Genomic DNA, 18,690 nt, shown 5'->3' on the forward strand with positions numbered 1-18,690 from the left:
CGGTCTGCTTCGACCTTCCTTCGCGCTCGCTACCCGTCGAAGGGGTTGCTCAGCCTAGGATCGTTCACGAAGTCCAGGTCCGTGAGGCTCTCCAGGAAGGCGATGAGGTCGGCGCGCTCCTGGGCGCTCAGCTCGAAAGGCCGCACCAGCGGGTTCTTCAACGGGCTCGCGCGGCCATCTCCCACGTAGGGGCCGCTCGTCACGTCGCGTCCCCCGCCCGTGTAGAAATCCAGCACCTCCTCCAGGGTGGCCAGGCTGCCGTCGTGCATGTAGGGCGCCGTCAGGGTCACGTTGCGCAAGGGCGGCACCCGGAAGCGCCCCATGTCCTTCGGGTTGTTGGTGAACTCGAAGAGGCCCGTGTTGTTCACCGGGTAGGCGCCCAGGCCGTCCACGTTGTAGAGGCCCGTGTTCTGGAAGTCCCGTTCGGACAGCTTCGTGTCCTTGGAGCGGAAGGAGTTCGTCTGGTGCGGCCCGCTGTGGCAGTGGTAGCACTCGGCGCGCTCGCCGAAGAACAGCTCCATGCCCCGCTTGGCGGCCGGTGACAGGGCGGTGGCCTCTCCCTGGAGATAGCGATCGTAGGGCGAGTTGCCCGAGAGCATCGTGCGCTGGAAGGACGCGAGCGCCTTCACGACGTTGTCCTGGTGGATGGGCTCCTTGTCGTCCGGGAAGGCCTCGCGGAAGAGGGTGGGGTAGTGCGCGTCCTCGCGGAACCGTTGCAGCACCTCCTCCAGACGCGTGCCCATGCCCAGCTCCAGCGGCGTCTCGGCGAAGAGCGGCACCAGTGCCTGCTTTTCCAACGTGTCGAGCACGGGGTTGGCCCAGGTGTACGTGGAGAGGTAGGCCACGTTGGCCAGCCCGGGCGAGTTGCGTGGGACGGCGTGCCCCGTGGAGCCGCTGGGCGTCACCTTGGCGTCACTGAAGGCCCGCTGCTGCTCGTGGCAGCTCGCGCAGGACATGGTGCCGTTGCCGGACAGGCGCTCGTCGTAGAAGAGGAAGCGCCCCAGCTCCACCTTCTCCTCGGACATGGGGTTGTCCGCGGGCACGAAGGGCTCGGGGAAGCCCGGCGGGAGCCGCCACGCATAGGGCTTCTGCTTCTCCTCCTCGCCGCACGCGGTGAGGAGCAGCGCCGACAGCACCGCGGTGCTCCATGACAACAGGGCTCGTGGGCTCATCCTGAGGACTCCTTTACTCGAGGTACACGGGCATGCGGCCCACGTGGCACACGTTGCAGGCACCCGAGGCCGTGGAGAAGGGCATGAAGTTATAGCCCCCGGAGGTGGTGTTCATCACCTTCGGGTAGAGGAGCGTGTCCGGCAGCGGCACCGGCTCGGTGGTGTAGAAGTTGCCGTTGGCGTCGGCTTCGAGCGTGAGCACGACGGTGCCCCCGCCATTGCGCTCCGTGGACAGCACGAGGGTGGTGTCGGGGTTGGGCCGGCGTTCGCTCGTGACGGCCGTGCCCGCCACGGTGAAGCGGCCCGGTCCCAGGCCGTTGGGCCCGTGGCACGTCATGCAGTTCTCTCCCGCCCGGTGGCTGGTGCCGCCCCGCTGGCTCTTCATCGGGACATCCAGGGAGGCCGGCCGCTCCACGGGGGCGGGCGGCGTGGGTGGAGGCTCGTCCCCGGGGTCGCAGGCGGGCGTCAGTGCCATCAGCGACACAAGGGACAGGGCCCGGGCGAGGACGGGAGTGGGGATGCTGGAGTGCATGGGCGTGCCTCGTCGTGGCTCAGCGGACGCGGATGAACGAGGCGGGCACGGCCTGGGGCGAGCCCTCCGCCGTCAGTCCCACCTGGGAGAAGAGGGCGGCGCACTCGGGATCGGAGAGGCTCGACATGCAGCCGGCGATGGTGTCCGTCTTGTAGTCCACGGTGTAGTCGAGGTCGGAGCCGGCATAGAGGGCCTCCAGGTCGAGCACGACCTGGTTGTCCTCGGGGTTGAAGCCACTCAGGGCCACCGTCGACTGGTTGGTGGCGGCGCAGGAGTAGCCCTCCGCCGTGCTGCCGGTGCAGTTGGAGGCGCCCAGGTGGAAGAACCAGGTGGCGTTCCTCGTGGTGTGCACTTCCAGTTTCAGGAACTTGTAACCGCCCTTCCAGCTCCACCACATCCCCGACGCGTTGAGCGGAGCCGGAGCGGTGGCGCCATCCAGGTGGTTCTGCTCCTCGGGGATGCCCACCTTGAACTCGAGGCCGGTGTAGTCATTGAAGTCCGGTGCCCGGCCCACCACCTCCAGGCGGGTCTCGGGGCTGCCGGTGTCGCAGGTGCCGGTGCCGTCCTCGAAGTCGAGCAGCGCGATGGCATCCCGCTGCCACTTGCCGTCCTGGTCCAGCTTCAGCGGGTGCTTCTCGCCGTTGGCGCGCACGAGCGTGACGTCCCGCACGTACATCTTGAAGTCGAGCAGCTCGATGGTGGTGCCCGTCTTGCCGATGTTGGGGTAGCTGGCGTCGCAGCGCACGGACTGAGTGCCCACCTGGGGGCTGAATCGCACGGAGAACTTCTTCTCGGAGGAGCCGTCTCCTCCACACGCCTGGAGGGCGGGGAGCACGGACAGCAGGAGCAGCGCCGGGAGTGGCCTCTTCAGGAGCATCATCTTCCACCTCGGAATGCGCTGGGCGCGGCCAGCGGAGCAGGTGACGCCAGCCATAGCAGGGGCGGATCCGCTCGCTCGTGCGGCATTGTGTCGCATCGAGGTGGGCTCGCGGAGTTTGTTCACCTTCTCAAAGCCCGAGAGACAGGTCGCGGGCAATCCCTACCTCGTCGTTCGTCAGACGAGGGAGTCACCCACCCGTCTCACGGGTAGCGCACGGGCTCGGGCTCCTCGGGCAGCGGGATGAACTCCGTCTCCTGCGGAACCTTCGCGAAGCGGCCCGCCTTCCAGTCCGCCTTCGCCTCCTCCAGCCGCTCCTTCGAGCTCGAGACGAAGTTCCAGAAGATGTAGCGCGGACCGTCCATCGGCTCGCCTCCGAGGAAGGCCATTCGCGCCGACGAGGAGGCCCGCACCGAGATTTCGCTTCCCGGACGGAACACGAGCAGTTCGCCCGCTCTGAACTCCGTACCGTCGAGCTCCACCGTGCCCTCGGCGAGGTAGAGCGCGCGCTCCTCGTGCTCGGCTGGGAGCACCAGACCCGCGCCTCCTTCCAGCGCCAGGTCCGCGTAGAACATGTCCGAGAACGTCTTCACGGGTGAGCGCTTGCCGTAGAGCGCTCCCGCGATGAGGTGCATCCGCACGCCCTCTCCCTCGAGGAAGGGCATCGTGTCGGCGGCGTGGTGGACGAAGGCGGGCGCGATCTCCTCGTACTGCTTCGGGAGCGCCACCCACGCCTGGAGGCCGAAGAGCTGCCCGCCCGCTGCCCGTGTCTCGGGGCCCGTGCGCTCGGAGTGGACGATGCCTCGTCCCGCCGTCATCCAGTTCACCTCGCCAGGCCGGATGGGCTGCACCACCCCGAGACTGTCCCGGTGGAGGATCTCCCCCTGGAAGAGATAGGTGACCGTGGCCAGGCCGATGTGCGGGTGCGGCCGCACGTCCAACCCATGACCCGGGCGGAACACCGCGGGTCCCATCTGGTCGAGGAAGATGAACGGCCCCACCATCCGCCGCCGCGCCGAGGGCAGCGCCCGCCGCACCTCGAACCCATCGCCGAGATCCCGCGTGCGGGTGACGATCAGCGTCTCCAGCTCGGGGTGCTGCCTCGTCTCGCTCGCTTCATCCCAGCTCATGTGTTGCTCCTTCCGTGGACTCGATGCCGATAGGTGGTGGGAATCATGTGGCCGGGAACTGTTCCGCGTTAGCCGCCCATGATGGGAAACACCGTTCCAACGGTGGAACAGAGCGCGCTACGGAGCCGGCGTCCCCGAGGAATGCTCAGGCCAGCGCTCCCGCAGGAAGTCCAGGAAGGCCATCACCTTGGGCGAGTGGTGCCGGCTGCCCGGGTAGACCGCGTGCACCGGCGCGCCGGGCGAGCTCCAGTCCGGCAGGATGCGGCGCAGGCGTCCAGTCGTGAGGTCCGCGGCGTTGAGGAGGGTGGGAAGGAGCGTGACTCCGGCGCCCCCCAGCGCCACCGCGCGCAGCATGTCGGGCTCGTTCACGGCGATGCGCGCACGGACCGAGACCTGGACCGACCTGCTTCCGGAGTGCAGGGTCCAGACGTTCCCCTCCATCCCCGCGCCAAAGACGAGGCAGTCGTGCCGCTCGAGGTCCTTGGGGCTCCTGGGCACTCCCCGCTCCTCGAGGTAGTCGGGGGACGCCACGACGACGCGCGCGATGTCTCCGAGCTTTCGGGCGATGAGCGAGGAGTCCGCCAGCCGTCCCGCACGCACCGCCACGTCGAATCCTTCCTCCACCAGGTCTACCGAGCGGTCCGTGCACACCAGCTCGAGCTGTACCTCGGGGTAGCGCTTGAGGAACTCCGCGACGATCGGCCCCAGGAAGCTGAAGGTGAGCGGGGCCGTCACGCGGAGCAGTCCGTGCGGCGCGGCCTGCATGCGCGTGACGGCCAGCTCGGCCTGCTCCGCCTCGGCCACGATGCGGGCGCAGTGCTCGTAGTAGGCCTGCCCCACGTCCGTGAGCCGCAGCTTGCGCGTCGTGCGCTGCAGCAACTGCGCGCCCACTCGCTCCTCAAGCTCGGACACCTTCCGGCTCACGGTGGACTTGGGCATCCGCAGCCCGCGCGCCGCCGCCGTGAAGCTGCCGGCCTGCACCACCTTCGCGAAGACGAGGAGCTCGTTCAGGTCCATGCCGTGTCCCGGTCCTGCGTTTGTTCCATGGGTGGAACAGTTCTTCCAGCCCGCCCCATCTAATCAAGGCCGCTGCCCACCGCTACCTTCAACTCATCAGACAACGCAACTCCTCACCGAGAAGGAACACGAACATGGCCAACGGAACCTGGAACATCGACCTGACCCACTCTGGCATCCACTTCACCGTCCGCCACATGGTCATCTCCAAGGTGCGCGGCAGCTTCCGGAAGTTCAGCGGCACGGTGACCCTGGACGAGCAGGATCCCACCGCCTCGTCCGTCTCCGTGCGCATCGAGACGCCGAGCATCGACACCGGTGTCCAGCAGCGCGATGACCACCTGCGCTCGCCGGACTTCTTCGACGTGGAGAAGTTCCCCGTCATCACCTTCCAGAGCACCCAGGTGGAGCCGTCCTCGGGCAACGGTCTCCGGGTGACGGGCAATCTGACCATCCGCGACATCACCCGCGAAGTCGTCCTCGAGGCCGAGCAGCTCGGCGTGGGCAAGGACCCCTGGGGCAACATCAAGGCCGCCTTCGAGGCGAAGACCTCCATCGACCGGCGGGATTTCGGCCTGAAGTGGAACCAGGCGCTGGAGACCGGCGGCGTCCTCGTCGGTGAGAAGATCGAGATCGCCCTCGAGGTCCAGGCGGTCAAGGCCCAGAGCGCCGAGAAGGCCGCCTGAGCCTGGTCGAGCGGGACGAGAACGGACCTGGCACCTGAAAGTGGGGACGCTCACGCGGGTCACTCGTAGTCGACTACGAGTGATGTGGTTTTTTATGCTACATCACTCGTAGTCGACTACGAGTGCCGCATGGGCCTGCCTGTGTGCCGGAACACGGCATCCCCAGACGCCTGGGGCATGACCGTCCCGTTTCGTGGACTGCGTGTGGAGAACGCAGACCCTTTCCCCTCATGCCCTTTTCATAACGCCTTGAAACCCCGTGTGTCTGTCTTTGGCCCGCGTCCTGCTCTGTCTCCGTGTGCCGCTGATTCACAGTGGCGATGCACACAACCCCGAGGGGGGACGCACCATGAACAAGACGATGACCGCGGTGGGCGTCGACATGACGCTCGACCAGATTCGCGACACCATCAACGCTCTGGCCCGGCAGGGCAGCACCGCCAACCACCAGATCGGCGTGCTCTACAACCACGTCGTGGACAGGCGGCTGGCGGAGATCGCCGGGTACAAGAGCACGCAGGACTACTTCATCGCCCACGTGAAGGCGCTCTCGCAGTCCACCCTGACCGTCTACGGCACCGTGGCGCGCAACTTCACGGAGGCCGTCTGCACCCAGTACGGCATGGGCAACCTGCGGAAGCTCCTCCGCTACGCGGACGTGGCCAACATCTCCATCCCGGCGGACCCGGGCCCCATGAGCATCGAGGTGCCGCGGGACGACGGCACGGTGGTGACGAAGTCCTTCGCCGAGTGCAGCGTGGACGAGCTGGAGCGGGGCACCCGGGCCAAGCGGGCCCCGCCCGTCTCGCGCGTCCCCATCGCGGACCAGGCGCGCCTGCTGTTCCTCGAGGACAGCATCTTCACCCGCTTCTCGGGGGTGGCCCAGGTCCGCTTCTCCTCGCGCAACAAGGGGGGCAAGACGCTCATCAGCCTGCAGGACGTGCCGATGACGGAGCTGGTGCGGCTCACGACGGCCATCCAGGACGGCATCAGCGCCGAGCCCACCCTCGCGGACACGGAGACGCCGGCTTCCGCGTGAGGTGATCCAGGCGGGCGGGGAGGGGCACCGGCCAGTCCGGGCCGGTGCCCCTCCCCGCTGTCGTCTCCGCCGCCCGAGGCGGCTCTTCTCGAGGGGGGGCAACACACATGACAGTCATGACGAGGCAAGAAGCCATCGCGGAGCTGAAGAAGGTCTCCACCAGCCTCAACTCGCTCTTCGCGACCGGGTGCTCGGTCCAGAACGAGCTCGGCCTCGCGTATCACTCCGCGCTGAGCAGGAAGCTGGCGGAGACCGCGGGCTACAGGAACGCCTGGGAATTCCTGAGCCAGAACGTGAAGGGACTCACCCGGGAAACACTGAACACGTACACCGATGCGGCCACCTACTGGGGGAGCGCCGTCACCCAGAAGTACGGCGTGGAGCGGCTCAAGCTTCTGTCCAGGTACCTGCGGGCGAACCCTCCCGGGATTGGCCAATGGCCGGACCCGGATCCGGGGTTCCTGTCCATCCGGGTGCCGCGGCCGGAGGGCTCGGTGGTGGTGAAGACCTTCGCGGAATGCAGCCTGGAGGAGATGCGGCGGGCGGTGTCCCCGCCCAGGCCCAAGCCTGTCTGGGAGCACGTCCGCATCCGGGAGCGGCTGCGCTGGCTGATCCTGAGGCAGCTCATTCCTCAGCGTTTCGCCACCACCGAGGTGCGCGTCCGGGCCGAGGGCGACAAGGCGTTCGTCACCTTCCAGGAGGTACCCGTCGCGGAGCTGGAGAAGCTCATCGCGGTGCTCCAGGAGTGTCTCGCGGTGGAACGCTCGTCGTTGCAGGCCAGGCCCTGACAGGGAGGGGCGCCGATCCGCGAGGGTGGGCGCCCCTCCTTGCTTCGTTGGGCGGCGCTCCTACTTCCGGGGCTTCCGAGGCTTCGTCCCCTGCGAGGGACTCGACGGCCTTTGGGCCCGCTCCGCGTCGGCGGCCAACGGAAGCTCTGCCGGTGTCCCGGCGGCGTACCGTGGGCCGGGCAGGGGGGTCACCGTGGCTTCCAGCAGGCCGTCCTCGGCCCAGGTCTCGCAGAGCCGCTCCGCCTGCTCCATGACCGTCTGCGTGGCCTGCTCCTGCTTGTCGGGTGGATACCCGTGCTTTCTGAGGAGCCGCCGCACCATCGTCCTGAGCTTCGCCTGGGCGCTCTCCCGCTGCGTCCAGTCGATGCTCACGTTCTTGCGGATGGTCTCCGTGAGCCTCCTGGGCGATGAGCCGGAGCACCTTGTCGCCCATGACACTCACCGCCGCGTCGCTGACGCCCAGCGCCTCGTAGAAGGCCAGTTCATCCTCGGTGAGGCCCAGCGCCTCGCCACGCGCCTGCGCCTGCCGCATGTCCTCGGCGAGCTTGATGAGCTCCTCGATGACCTGCGCCGTCTCAATGGCCCGATTCCGGTACGACCGGAGCGCCCGCTCGAGCATCTCCGAGAAGGCCCGGGATTGGACGAGGTTGGTCCGGGAGCGGCGCTTCAGCTCGTCGTTGAGGAGCTTGCGGAGCAGCTCCAGGGCCACGTTCTTCTGCGGCAGACCTCGGACCTCGGCGAGGAACTCGTCGGAGAGGATGCTGATGTCGGGCTTCCTCAGGCCGGCCGCCTGGAAGATGTCCACGACCTCCTCGGAAGCGGCCACGGCCCTCGAGACAATCTGCCGGATGGCATGGTCGAGGTCCTCCTCGGGCCTGGCGTCCACGGCCGCCCGTTTGACCAGGGCGGCCTTGACGGCCTGGAAGAACGCCACCTCGTCACGGATCCGGAGTGCCTCCTCGTGGGGCACCGCCAGGGCGAAGGCCTTGCCAAGTTCCGAGACGACCTGGACGAAGCGGTCCTTGCCGTCTTCCTGCTGGAGGATGTGCTCCTGGGCGGTGGGCAGGAAGTTCAGCAACTGCTTCGGGTTGCCGAGAACGTGCGCGTAGTCGAGGCCATGGAACAGGTCCTGGCAGACCTCGAACCGGGCCAGCATGGCCGCGACGGCTTCCTGCTGGTCGATGGCCGTTGAGCCCCGGCCACCGGCCTCCGTGTACGTGGCCAGGGCCGAGCGGAGCTGGTCCGCCAATCCCAGGTAGTCCACGACCAGCCCGCCGGGCTTGTCCCTGAAGACGCGGTTCACCCGGGCGATGGCCTGCATGAGCCCGTGGCCGCGCATGGGCTTGTCCACGTACATGGTGTGGACCGAGGGCGCGTCGAAGCCCGTCAGCCACATGTCCCGGACCAGGACCAGCTTCAGCGCATCCTTCGGGGCCTTGAAGCGCTTGCCCAGCGCCTCCCGGCCCGCCTTGCCGCGGATGTGGGGCTGCCAGTCGAGCGGGTCCGAGGCGGAGCCCGTCATCACGACCTTGATGCTTCCCTGGCCGTCCTCGTCGCTGTGCCACTCGGGCCGGAGCCGGGTGAGCTCCCGGTACAGCTCCACGCAGATGCGCCGGCTCATGCAGACGATCATGGCCTTGCCGTCCATGGCCTCGAGCCGCCGCTCGAAGTGGGCCACCAGGTCCCGGGCGATGAGCTGGAGCCGCTTCTCGGTGCCGACGATGGCCTCGAGCTGGGCCCACTTGCTCTTGAGCTTCTCCCGGCGGACCTCTTCCTCGCCCTCGGCGAGCTCCTCGAAGGCCTCGTCGATCCGGGGACGCTCGGCCTCCTTCAGCTCCAGCTTGGCGAGCCGGCCCTCGTAGTAGATGGGGACGGTGGCCCCGTCCTCGACGGCCCGCTGGATGTCGTAGACGCTGACGTACTCGCCGAAGACCGCCCGGGTGTTCTTGTCCGTGGCCTCGATGGGCGTGCCCGTGAAGCCGATGAAGCTGGCATTCGGGAGCGCGTCCCGGAGGTGCCGGGCGAAGCCGTCGATGAAGTCGTACTGGCTGCGGTGCGCCTCGTCGGCGACCACGACGATGTTGCGGCGGTCGGACAGCAGCGGGAAGCGGTCGCCCTTCTCCTCGGGCATGAACTTCTGGACGGTCGTGAAGACGACGCCGCCGCTGGCGACCTTCAGCTTCGTGCGCAGGTCCGCCCGGTCCTCGGCCTGGACGGGCTTCTGGCGGAGCAGCTCATGGCAGCGGCTGAAGGTCCCGAAGAGCTGATCGTCCAGGTCGTTGCGGTCTGTGAGCACCACGACCGTCGGGTTCTCCATGCGCGGGTGGAGGATGACCTTGCCGGAGAAGAAGGCCATCGTGAGGCTCTTGCCCGAGCCCTGCGTGTGCCAGACCACGCCGGCTCGACGGTCTCCTTTCGGCCGCGAGGCCTGGACCGTCGCGTCCACGGCCCGCTGGACCGCGTGGAACTGGTGGTAGCCCGCGAGCTTCTTCACCACGTCGGGGCCGTCCTGCTCGAAGACGATGAAGTGCCGCACCAGGTCCAGGAACCGGCGCTTGTCGAAGACGCCCTTGAGAAGGACTTCCAGCCCCAGGAGGGTGGGGGGAGCCAGCGCTTCCCCTTCGATGGTCCTCCAGGGGGCGAACCGCTCCCGGTTGGCCGTCAGCGAGCCCAGGCGGGCCTCCAGGCCGTCACTGACGACGAGGAGCTCGTTGAAGCGGAAGAGGGAAGGGATGTCCTTCTTGTACGTCTGGAGCTGGTGGAAGGCCGTCCAGATGGTGGCCTCCTCGTCGGCGGCGTTCTTCAGCTCGATGAGAGCGAGCGGGAGCCCGTTCACGAACACCGTCAGGTCCGGGCGGCGGTTGTGCCCGTTCTCCACGACCGTGAACTGACTGACCACCCGCCAGTCGTTGTGCTCCGGGTTCTCGAAGTCGAGCAGTCGGACGTGGTCCCCGACGATTCGACCGTCCCGCATGTACTCCACTGCGACGCCATCCACGAGCAGTCGGTGGTTGCGCCGGTTCTCCTGGACCAGGGAGGGGTGTTCCTGGACCAGCACCTTGCGTACTGCCTCGTCACGAGCAGCTTGCGGAATGGTGGGGTTCAGTTGATCAACGGCGGCACGGAGGCGAGCCGCGAGGAGCACTTCGCCGAGGTTCTCCCGCTCCGGTCCGGGGTCGTTCTTCTGGGCGAGGACAACCGAGTACCCCAGCTCCTCGAACCAGCGAAGCGCCTCCTCCTCGGCCACGGACTCGGTGAGGCTCGGGCTCATGATCAGGCGCTCGCTGCGAGTTGGGTCTCAGCCTCACGCACGCGAATTTCCCCGGAGAGAAGCTTTGGAAGCAGGAGGTTACGGAGTTGTTCCAGGGTTTCAGATTGGCGTTGGTTTTGCACGATCTGCGCCTCCAGCGCGCTCACGATACCTGAGAACGTAACAAGAACCTCGTCGGGAGGAACGAGCAATGGCACGTTAGCGAGGATTCCCGTATTGAGGTTCGGCATCGTCGCGCCGATAGCGTGTTGAGAGATCCATGCTTTCGCTTTTGGCTGGCTGAGTGCGAGCGAGACATAGATTGGTGACGGCCATTTGGGGCCAAGGCGAACGAGGAGGCACCCCGTGCCACATAGCCATCCTTGCTCCCGAATGCCGACTAATGCGTGCCGCTCCACGTCACCGCGACGGCTATAGACTAGATCGCCCTCACATAGCTGATGGCGCGCAAGCCGCTGAGCGTCCTCATGGCGAACCCGAGCGATGTCGGTTGTGCTCACGTGTCGGAGCGAGATGTCTTTTGGCATTACTACCGGTACACCATGCGACACATAATCCGACGCATGGAGCTGGCTCCCAAAAGGGCCAGTCTGAATCATGCCTCCGCAGCGACCCACTTCCTGTCCAAGCCGCGACCGAGACCATCCTTCTGGAAGCTGAGTCCCGTTCGCATCAGCTAGCCTGCTTGGGAACAGCGCCGCCGTCGCCGCGTCCATGCCCTCGGGCTGTCGCCCCTCGGCCTTGGCCCGGACCGGGTCGAAGTCCACGAACCAAGACCGGAATAGGGCCTGGGCCATGGCCTCAAGGGTCTGGTTCATGCGTCGGTTCAGGTCGATCTTGTCGTCGAAGCTTCCGAGGACCTCGGCAATTTGTTCCTGCTCAGCTCTTGGTGGAATGACGAACGGCAAGGACGACAAAATGCTCGTGTTCAGGTTGGGCATGGTCGCCCCTACTGCATGGCGGACGATCCACTCACGAGCAGCAGGGTGCCCCAAGTAGTAGGTTGCGTACTTAGGATTGATTGGGCCTGAGCCAAAGCGGACTCGGAGACATCCCGTTCCGCAAAGCCACCCGTCCTCTTCAGCTCGAACCAGTGCCCGTCGCTCCACATCGCCACGACGGCTGTAGATGATGTCTCCCTGCTTCACTCGATACCGGGAAAGGCGTTCAGCATCTGCTAACGTGATCCGGGCAATCCCTTCAGTGATGATGCGGTTATCCCCAATGTTCTGGGGCATGATCGAAGGGATGCCGTGTGGAACGTAGTCGGAAGCGTGAAGCTGGCTGCCGAATGGACCAGTCTGAACGTCACCGCCACCACGAGTACACGCCTCCCCAAGCGTCAGAGTGTCCCAATGTTCTGGCACGTTGAACAGTTGCTCAGTCGCCATATCCGAGGCCCCGAAGGTTTTTGCGAATCGCGATCGTTACGCGTTCGGACTCTCGAAATTGTGCCGAAAGAGTCGCGGTCAGACGTGCCATCTTCAGAGCAAAGTCTTCGCCGTCTTCTTCGGACATTTCAGCGCCAACATACCGACCCGGTGTCAGCACGAAGCCGTGTGTGGCGATCTCATCCATGAGAGCCGCTTTGCAGAAGCCTGGGATATCTCGATAGGAGTTGGCAGCTTTGTCCCCACGCCAAGCGTGATAAGTGCTAGCGACCCGTTGGAGGTCTTCATCGGTAAGTTCTCGCTGGGTTCGGTCGAGCATCCGCCCGAGTTTCCGCGCGTCGATGAAGAGGGTCTCGCCCCTTCGGTCCCTGTGCTGATTGTTCTTCTTGTTGCGAGTGAGAAACCAGAGACAAACCGGAATCTGGGTCGAGTAGAAGAGTTGTCCTGGGAGCGCGACCATGCAATCCACGAGGTCGGCCTCGACCATGGCCCGGCGGATCTCCCCCTCGCCGCCCTGGTCCGAGGACATGCTGCCGTTCGCGAGTACGAAGCCGGCGGTCCCGGTAGGCGCCAAGTGGTGGATGAAGTGCTGGACCCAGGCGAAGTTCGCGTTCCCTGATGGGGGCACGCCGTACTTCCATCGGACATCCTCGCGGAGTCGGTCCCCGCCCCAGTCGCTGTCATTGAACGGCGGGTTCGCGAGGATGTAGTCGGCCTTCAAGTCCTTGTGGTGGTCCCGGTGAAAGCTGTCAGCGTTCTCGGTCCCAAGGTTCGCGTCGATGCCCCGGATGGCGAGGTTCATCTTCGCGAGCTTCCAGGTGGTGGGATTGGACTCCTGGCCGAAGATGGAGATGTCCCCGAGCTTGCCGCCATGGGCTTCCACGAACTTCTCGCTCTGGATGAACATGCCTCCAGAGCCGCAGCAGGGGTCGTAGACCCGTCCCCGGTACGGCGCGAGCATCTCCACGAGCAGTTTCACCACCGAGCGGGGCGTGTAGAACTGGCCGCCTTTCTTTCCCTCGGCACTGGCGAACTCCGAGAGGAAGTACTCGTAGACGCGGCCCAGGATGTCCTTGCTGCGGTTCTCCCGGTCGCCCAGGCCAATGGTGCCGATGAGGTCGATCAGCTCCCCCAGGCGCTGCTTGTCCAGACCGGGCCGGGCGTACTCCTTGGGCAGCACCCCCTTGAGGCTGGGGTTGTCCCGCTCGATGGCGACCATGGCGTCATCAATGAGCTTGCCGATGCTCGGCTGTTTGGCCTGGCCCTGGATATGATCCCAGCGGGCCTCCCGGGGGACCCAGAAGATGTTCTCCGCCCGGTACTCGTCGGGGTGCTCCGGATCCGCCCCCTGGTCCACCTCGGCCAGGAGCTGGGCGCGGCGCTCCTCGAAGGCATCGCTGATGTACTTCAGGAAGATGAGCCCGAGGACGACGTGCTTGTACTCGGCCGCGTCCATGTTGTTGCGCAGCTTGTCCGCGGCCTGCCAGAGCGTGGCCTCGAACCCGAGGTCCCCCCCGTTCTTCTGGGCCTTGGCGCGGCCTGCCTTGGGCTTCTCCGCGGGTGCCTCCTCGGGAGCGGCCTCGGCGAGGGGCAGCTCCTCCTGGCCTCCCTCCCCGCCGCCGAGAATCCTCCGCACGAGCATCTCCTTCTCGCGGCCACCCGTGTCCACGCCCAGGGCCTCGCAGATGGACTGAAGCTCCTCGCGCTTGAGGAGCCCCAGCAACTCGGAGAAGTCCACGCTCCGGGCCTGGAGCAGGGCGCTCACGTGGTTGGCGGCGACGCGCTTGTCACCGACTTCCAATCTGAAGTGGCCAGTGAGGGTGATGAGGCGATCACGGCCGAGCTGCTCGAGAGCGGTTCGGCGCTGTTGGGGGGAGAGTCGGCTGGTGCTGGCGGGCATCGGGCCCAGAACCTAGCGGGTTCCCCGAGAGATCTCACGGGGCTTCAGGGCTGACGCAAGCTCCCGCCGCCGAGAACTCGAGCTCTGCCCGGCGCGCAGAGGACTCCCTGGGTCCTCTGCCGCGCTCGGCCCATCCGGTGGCTTGACGGGCACACCCGTACTTCCGTGTACTTCCGGAGCGGCGGCTTCCGGGCCGCGTCGCTTCCGGAGGTACGCCGTGCCCAACCGTCTTCCCGGCGCTCGCCCTCCGAGTGCGCGTCTGGGCCCCTGCGCCGGTGCCTGCGCTCTCATCGTCCTCGTCTTCCACCTCGCGTGTGCCACGGGCGCTCCCCACGGCCGCTTCGCGGGCTACCGCTACAATCCGCTCACGCCCCCGCCGGCCCCCCAGGAGCGTGTGGCCGCCACGGTGGAGCCCGGCCTGGAGTCCGCCACCGTGTACGTGGTGGACTTCCTGGAGCCCGGCACCCTCGCCACCCGGCCGGTGCGCATTCCCAGGGCCGACTTTCAGCAAGCCTTCCAGCGGCTCGCCCGGGACGTGCGGCTGGGGGCGAGGACACCCCGGCAGGCCGCCCACGAGTTGCTCGGGCCCCTGGGACCGCCCCCCGAGGAGGCCCGGGTGGAAGCCTCGGGCTACTGGACGCTGGAGCAGCACCGGGGCGAGGCCCTCACCTGGATTCCCGAGCACCAGGAGGGCCCCGTCGTCCTCACCCCCGAGGCTGAACAGGCGCTGAGGGAGAAGTACCTCCGGTGGTGTGAGCCCCGGGGCGGCGGCGACTGCCGGGGGCTGCTGGATGACGGGGGCTACCTGCGCGCCGATGACCGGCGCACCCTGGCCTTGTCCATCGCCCTGGGCCACGTGCTCGACGAGACGCAGGCGGCCCTGGGACGCGAGCTACTGGACGGGCGGGCGCTCGTCTCCATGGTCGTCTGGACGGTGGCCCTGTACTGCACGATGTGGCTGGTGCCCGAGCCAACCACGAAGGCCCTCGCCGCTGGAATGACCCTGCTGCTGACGGGCTACCTGGGCCTGGGGACGGTGTACGGGCTGATGGACGGCTGGGCCCGCATGGCCGAGGTGGCGCACCACGCCACCACCTTCGAGGAGCTGCGCGCGGCCGGTGCGGAGTTCGGCCAGGTGCTGGGCGAGGACGCGGCGAGGGCGATGATCCTCGCGGTGGCCACGCTGAGCGGGCACACGCTGGGGCAGGTGGTGGCGCGGGTGAGGTCGCTGCCGGGCTTCCACGCGGCAGGGGCGCAGTTCGAGGCGCAGGGGGGAGCCGCCGTCATGAGGCGGCTGGAGGCCACGGAGGCGGCGCTCGCTTCGGAGGGAGCACTGGCCCGGGCGGTGGCGGCGGCGGAGATGGTGGCCACTTCACCCCAGGGCCCCCTGGCCGTGGTGATGCTCAAGCAGGGGCCGGGCCGTGGGGCGGAAACGGCCTCGGGGGGCCGCTCCTCCGCTACCGTCATCCGCCACCGGGGCGGCAACCGGCAGGTGGTGCTCAGCGACAGCCAGCGCTGGCACCTGCCCCGGGGCAAGTCGGCCGCGGACATTCCCGCCAAGGACAGGGTGGGCGACATGCTCCAGGAGGCTGTCACCAAGGCCGCCAGGAAGTGGGGGCCCGACAGGCTCTCGCGCAACGAGCGAGATGCCATCGACGAGGCCCTGAAGCGGGGCAAATACTGGCTGGCGCGGCTGTTGGAACGCGAAGCCCGAGGACGCTTCGTGCACGAAGAGGTCAAAGCCCAGTTGAGAGGGGCCCTCCGGTACAAACACCAGGGAGTGGACGTGGTTGACCTGAAGACGGGCCGAAAGTACGAGATTCTCTCCGGCACGGAGACGAATCTGGCGCGTCACGGCAGGCGCATGGCGGGCGAGCTCTTCCGGATGCTCACCTTCTGAAAGGAGCAATCATGGGGTGGCTGGAGAACGTCCTCATGGAGGACAAGGAGATTGCGGATGAGCGGCTGGAGTTGACAGACAAGAATTCGCTCTATTTCCTTGGCCCCAACCTGTCGCTTAGAAACTGCACCGTCATCCTGAAGGTCTCCGCCAGGAACTTGATCATCGTTGGGGCACGGTTCATTGACTGCACCTTCGAGGTGAAGCAGGAGCTGAAAAACCACCAACAATGGGTGAAGGCCTCCCTCGAGGGGTGCCGCTTCAAGGGGCGGCTGAGCGGGTGCGACTTCGGGCACTGGCCCGACTACGGCACAGGTTGGGAGCACGGAGCCATCAAGGATTGCGACTTCACCGAGGCCCGGCTGGATGGCTGCCGCATCATGGGCTGTGACCCCGCCACCCTTCGTTTTCCCAAGTGGCCCTGCTTCACCCTCCTGGACCCCATCGGGCGAGCCCGCGAGCTGCAACAGCGTCCAGTGGCCGGGAGGTTTTCGCCCGATCATCGTGGAGGGGCAGTACAGGGATCCTCCCTCCACCAGGGCCGTGACGTTCTACGCCCCGGCCCTCGCCAGACGCCACGAGACCACCGAGGAAGCCTTCAGGGCCGTCATCGAGAAGTTCGATTGCATCCTCTCCTGAGCCAACTCGGACACGGCATGGCGGGTTGGCGCCTGGCGGGAGCGCTCGAGCACCGGCTCCAGAGCACGGTGGGATTCATGGACGCTGGCGCCGGAAAGGGTCCGGAGCGGGTGTCACTCGTAGTCGACTACGAGTGAGCTTACCTGTGCCTACATGTAGGTGCCGCTTCACTCGTAGTCGACTACGAGTGAGCGGCTTCCGAGCGGGTGGAAGCGGCCTGCCTGCGCCCGGAAAGGCCTTGTTGTTCAGCGGGGTTGGGCGGTGGGGACGGGCGCTCTAAGATGCCGGTCCGCATGGCCCCCCCGAACCGCCGCTCCTCCCGCAGGTCCCCGTCCGACGAGCCCCAGCAGGCTCCGCAGGACAGCACCCGCATCAAGTCCGCCAGCGCGGTGCGCCGCAATGCTCCCCGCGAGGAGGAGGACTACGGCGCCGCCGAGGACGCGTCGTACCCGCCCGACGAGGATACCGGCGAGGGCTACGATGACGAGGGCACCCCCACGCCCGGCGTGGAGGATGACGACAACCCGGATGCCACGCGCGCCGGTCCGCCCCTGACGCTGGAGATCCTCGAGGGCCCGGACCAGGGCCGGAAGAAGCGCTTCCGGAGCGTCCGCATGGTCATCGGCCGGGGCCAGGACTGCGACCTGATGCTCCTGGATCAGTCCGTGTCGCGCCGCCACGTGGAGCTGGTGTACGGCGGCGAGAGTGGCGTGATGTTGCGCGACCTCGTCAGCGGCAACGGCACCCGCGTGAATGACGAGCGCGTGGACGAGTGCAAGCTCAAGCACAACGACGTCATCGCCATCGGCCGCACGAGGCTGCGCCTCATCGACGAGCAGGAGGCCGTCCGGCAGATGCGCCTCGCCGCCGAGGAGGCCGAGCGCAAGGAGAAGGAAGAGGCCGAGCGCAAGGCGAAGGAGGAGGAGGAAGCCGCCAGGAAGGCCGCCGAGGCCCCCGCAGCGGGCACCTCGGGTGACTCCAGCGCCACCCCCGAGGGCGGTGGAGCGCCCGACGCCGAGAAGGACAAGAAGACGCAGATCCGCTCCATCCATGACATCCCCCGCCGCAGCCCGCCCCCGCGCACCAACCTGGGGTTGCTGGCCGCCGCCGCGCTGGTGTTGCTGATCGCCCTGATCGGCGGTGGCGTGCTCTTCATCAAGCGGGGCCCGCCGCCCCCGCCGCCGCCCAACCCCAAGGAGGAGCTGGCCCGGGAGACGATGCAGGAGGCGCGCACCGCCTTCCGCAACGGCGATTACGCGCAGGCGGTGAAGCTGGCCGAGGAGGCCGAGGCCGTCTTCCCGGGGTTGCCCACGAACGGCTTCCTCCAGACGGCGCGCATGGAGCTGTCCATCGTGCAGACCTTCGAGCAGGTGCGCCAGCTCGCCGGCGAGAACAAGTTCGAGGAGGCGCGCGAGCTGCTGTCCAAGACGCCGCACGGCACCGTGAAGACGGAGGAGCTGCGCGAGAAGCTCGACGCCGAGCTGGCCACGGCGGAGCTCTCCTGGCGGGTGAAGCAGGTGGAGATGGCCCTGGATGCCCGCGACGTGGAGGGCGCCCGGGTGCTCATCCGCCAGCTCCCCCTCGAGCGTCAGCCGCTCTTCCTGAGCAAGCTGGACGATCTGGAGCTGGAGCTCGACCAGGAGGACAAGGACGCCGCCGCCCAGGACCGCGCCGCGCGCGCCGCCGCCGCCCGCCGGGCCAAGGAGCAGCGCGCGGCCTTCATCGCCACCGCCTTCTCCCCGGTGGAGCAGCGCTTCAACGCGGGCGACTACTCGCGCGCGGCGCTCGAGTGCGACCGGGTCATCGACGCCCACTCGGATGACAAGGAGATCCGCGACCGGGCGAAGCTGCTCAAGAAGCTCCTGCCCCAGTTCGCCCGCGTCTACCAGGATGCGCAGCGCAAGGTGCAGGCCAACTCCTTGGAGTCCGCGGCCCGCCCGCTGCGCTCGGCGGCCGAGCTGTACCGGCAGATCGGCTTCAGGGGCCCCGTCGGGGACACGCTCAACGGCCAGCTCGCGGCCTCCGCCGTCGTCGCGGGCAAGGCGGCCCTGGCGCGCAACGACCTGGCCAATGCCAACGCCTTCTTCAACGACGCCCTGCGCCTGAGCCCGGAGGACGCCAAGGCCCAGGCGGGACTCGCGTCCGTCCAGAGCCGGTTGAATGACCTGTTCAAGTCGGCCTACCTCATCCGTGACCGGGAGCCCGAGGAGGCCATGGAGAAGTTCCGGCTGGTCGTCCAGCTCGCGGCCGAGGGCTCCGAGCTGAAGACCAAGGCGGAGACGCAACTCCTGGCCCTCGAACAGTAGGGAGTGGGGTAGGGTCGGTCCCCATGGTTCGTGGAGGAGAGG

The 18,690-nt window shown here is 67.3% G+C and carries 13 protein-coding genes and 2 pseudogenes; 6 read left to right on the forward strand and 9 right to left on the reverse strand.

All coding sequences use genetic code 11. The features are described 5' to 3' along the window. Positions 1-29 precede the first annotated feature (29 nt). From ACN28I_RS45140 to ACN28I_RS45160, 5 genes are all read right to left on the reverse strand, one after another. The gene (locus ACN28I_RS45140) at positions 30-1,172 is read right to left on the reverse strand and encodes an MbnH family di-heme enzyme (protein ID WP_420948050.1); all 1,143 of its coding nucleotides are present in this window, start codon (positions 1,170-1,172) and stop codon (positions 30-32) included. Between the two features lie 13 nt (positions 1,173-1,185). Next, on the reverse strand, positions 1,186-1,704 hold the full coding sequence (locus ACN28I_RS45145; RefSeq protein WP_420948051.1) for a hypothetical protein: 519 nt from the start codon (positions 1,702-1,704) through the stop codon (positions 1,186-1,188). Between the two features lie 19 nt (positions 1,705-1,723). Continuing rightward, entirely contained in the window at positions 1,724-2,584 is an 861-nt protein-coding gene (locus tag ACN28I_RS45150) for an MbnP family copper-binding protein (protein ID WP_420948052.1), read from the reverse strand. A 200-nt stretch (positions 2,585-2,784) separates the two neighbouring features. Then, a complete protein-coding gene (locus ACN28I_RS45155) occupies positions 2,785-3,711 on the reverse strand; it encodes a pirin family protein (protein ID WP_420948053.1) in 927 nt (308 codons plus the stop codon). A gap of 117 nt (positions 3,712-3,828) precedes the next feature. Then, positions 3,829-4,728, reverse strand: coding sequence for a LysR substrate-binding domain-containing protein (locus ACN28I_RS45160; RefSeq protein ID WP_420948054.1), 900 nt, complete (start codon positions 4,726-4,728; stop codon positions 3,829-3,831). A gap of 134 nt (positions 4,729-4,862) precedes the next feature. Between ACN28I_RS45160 and ACN28I_RS45165 the strand changes: the two genes are divergently transcribed. The 3 genes from ACN28I_RS45165 (at position 4,863) to ACN28I_RS45175 (ending at position 7,241) form a co-directional block, all read left to right on the forward strand. Beyond that, positions 4,863-5,414, forward strand: coding sequence for a YceI family protein (locus tag ACN28I_RS45165; RefSeq protein WP_420948055.1), 552 nt, complete (start codon positions 4,863-4,865; stop codon positions 5,412-5,414). A gap of 349 nt (positions 5,415-5,763) precedes the next feature. Beyond that, positions 5,764-6,453 (forward strand): hypothetical protein, encoded by a 690-nt coding sequence (locus tag ACN28I_RS45170; protein ID WP_420948056.1) that lies wholly within the window; start codon positions 5,764-5,766, stop codon positions 6,451-6,453. 116 nt (positions 6,454-6,569) lie between these two features. After that, positions 6,570-7,241 carry a hypothetical protein gene (locus tag ACN28I_RS45175; protein WP_420948057.1) on the forward strand — a complete coding sequence of 224 codons (672 nt, stop codon included), beginning with the start codon at positions 6,570-6,572 and terminating at the stop codon, positions 7,239-7,241. Between the two features lie 60 nt (positions 7,242-7,301). Here the strand turns inward: ACN28I_RS45175 and ACN28I_RS45180 are convergent, their stop codons facing one another. The 4 genes and pseudogenes from ACN28I_RS45180 to ACN28I_RS45195 all read right to left on the reverse strand — a co-directional run bounded on the left by ACN28I_RS45180 (position 7,302) and on the right by ACN28I_RS45195 (position 13,803). After that, complete coding sequence (locus tag ACN28I_RS45180) at positions 7,302-7,679, reverse strand: type I restriction enzyme endonuclease domain-containing protein (protein ID WP_420948840.1); 378 nt, start codon at positions 7,677-7,679, stop codon at positions 7,302-7,304. 19 nt (positions 7,680-7,698) lie between these two features. Continuing rightward, positions 7,699-10,512: pseudogene (locus tag ACN28I_RS45185) on the reverse strand (type I restriction endonuclease subunit R); the annotation flags it as partial. A gap of 2 nt (positions 10,513-10,514) precedes the next feature. Beyond that, on the reverse strand, positions 10,515-11,903 hold the full coding sequence (locus ACN28I_RS45190) for a restriction endonuclease subunit S (protein WP_420948058.1): 1,389 nt from the start codon (positions 11,901-11,903) through the stop codon (positions 10,515-10,517). Then, a complete protein-coding gene (locus ACN28I_RS45195) occupies positions 11,893-13,803 on the reverse strand; it encodes an N-6 DNA methylase (protein ID WP_420948059.1) in 1,911 nt (636 codons plus the stop codon). Before ACN28I_RS45195 ends, ACN28I_RS45190 begins: the two co-directional genes overlap by 11 nt. Positions 13,804-14,020: 217 nt before the next feature. On the opposite strand from ACN28I_RS45195, the gene ACN28I_RS45200 reads away from it, so the two are divergent. From ACN28I_RS45200 to ACN28I_RS45210, 3 genes and pseudogenes are all read left to right on the forward strand, one after another. Next, positions 14,021-15,703 carry a hypothetical protein gene (locus ACN28I_RS45200; RefSeq protein WP_420948060.1) on the forward strand — a complete coding sequence of 561 codons (1,683 nt, stop codon included), beginning with the start codon at positions 14,021-14,023 and terminating at the stop codon, positions 15,701-15,703. A gap of 11 nt (positions 15,704-15,714) precedes the next feature. Beyond that, a pseudogene (locus tag ACN28I_RS45205) lies at positions 15,715-16,342 on the forward strand (hypothetical protein). Between the two features lie 293 nt (positions 16,343-16,635). Then, positions 16,636-18,648, forward strand: a complete 2,013-nt coding sequence (locus ACN28I_RS45210) for an FHA domain-containing protein (RefSeq protein ID WP_420948061.1) — start codon at positions 16,636-16,638, stop codon at positions 18,646-18,648. Positions 18,649-18,690: the final 42 nt, after the last annotated feature.

This window comes from Archangium gephyra (assembly GCF_049060025.1).
Taxonomy (GTDB): domain Bacteria; phylum Myxococcota; class Myxococcia; order Myxococcales; family Myxococcaceae; genus Archangium; species Archangium gephyra_A.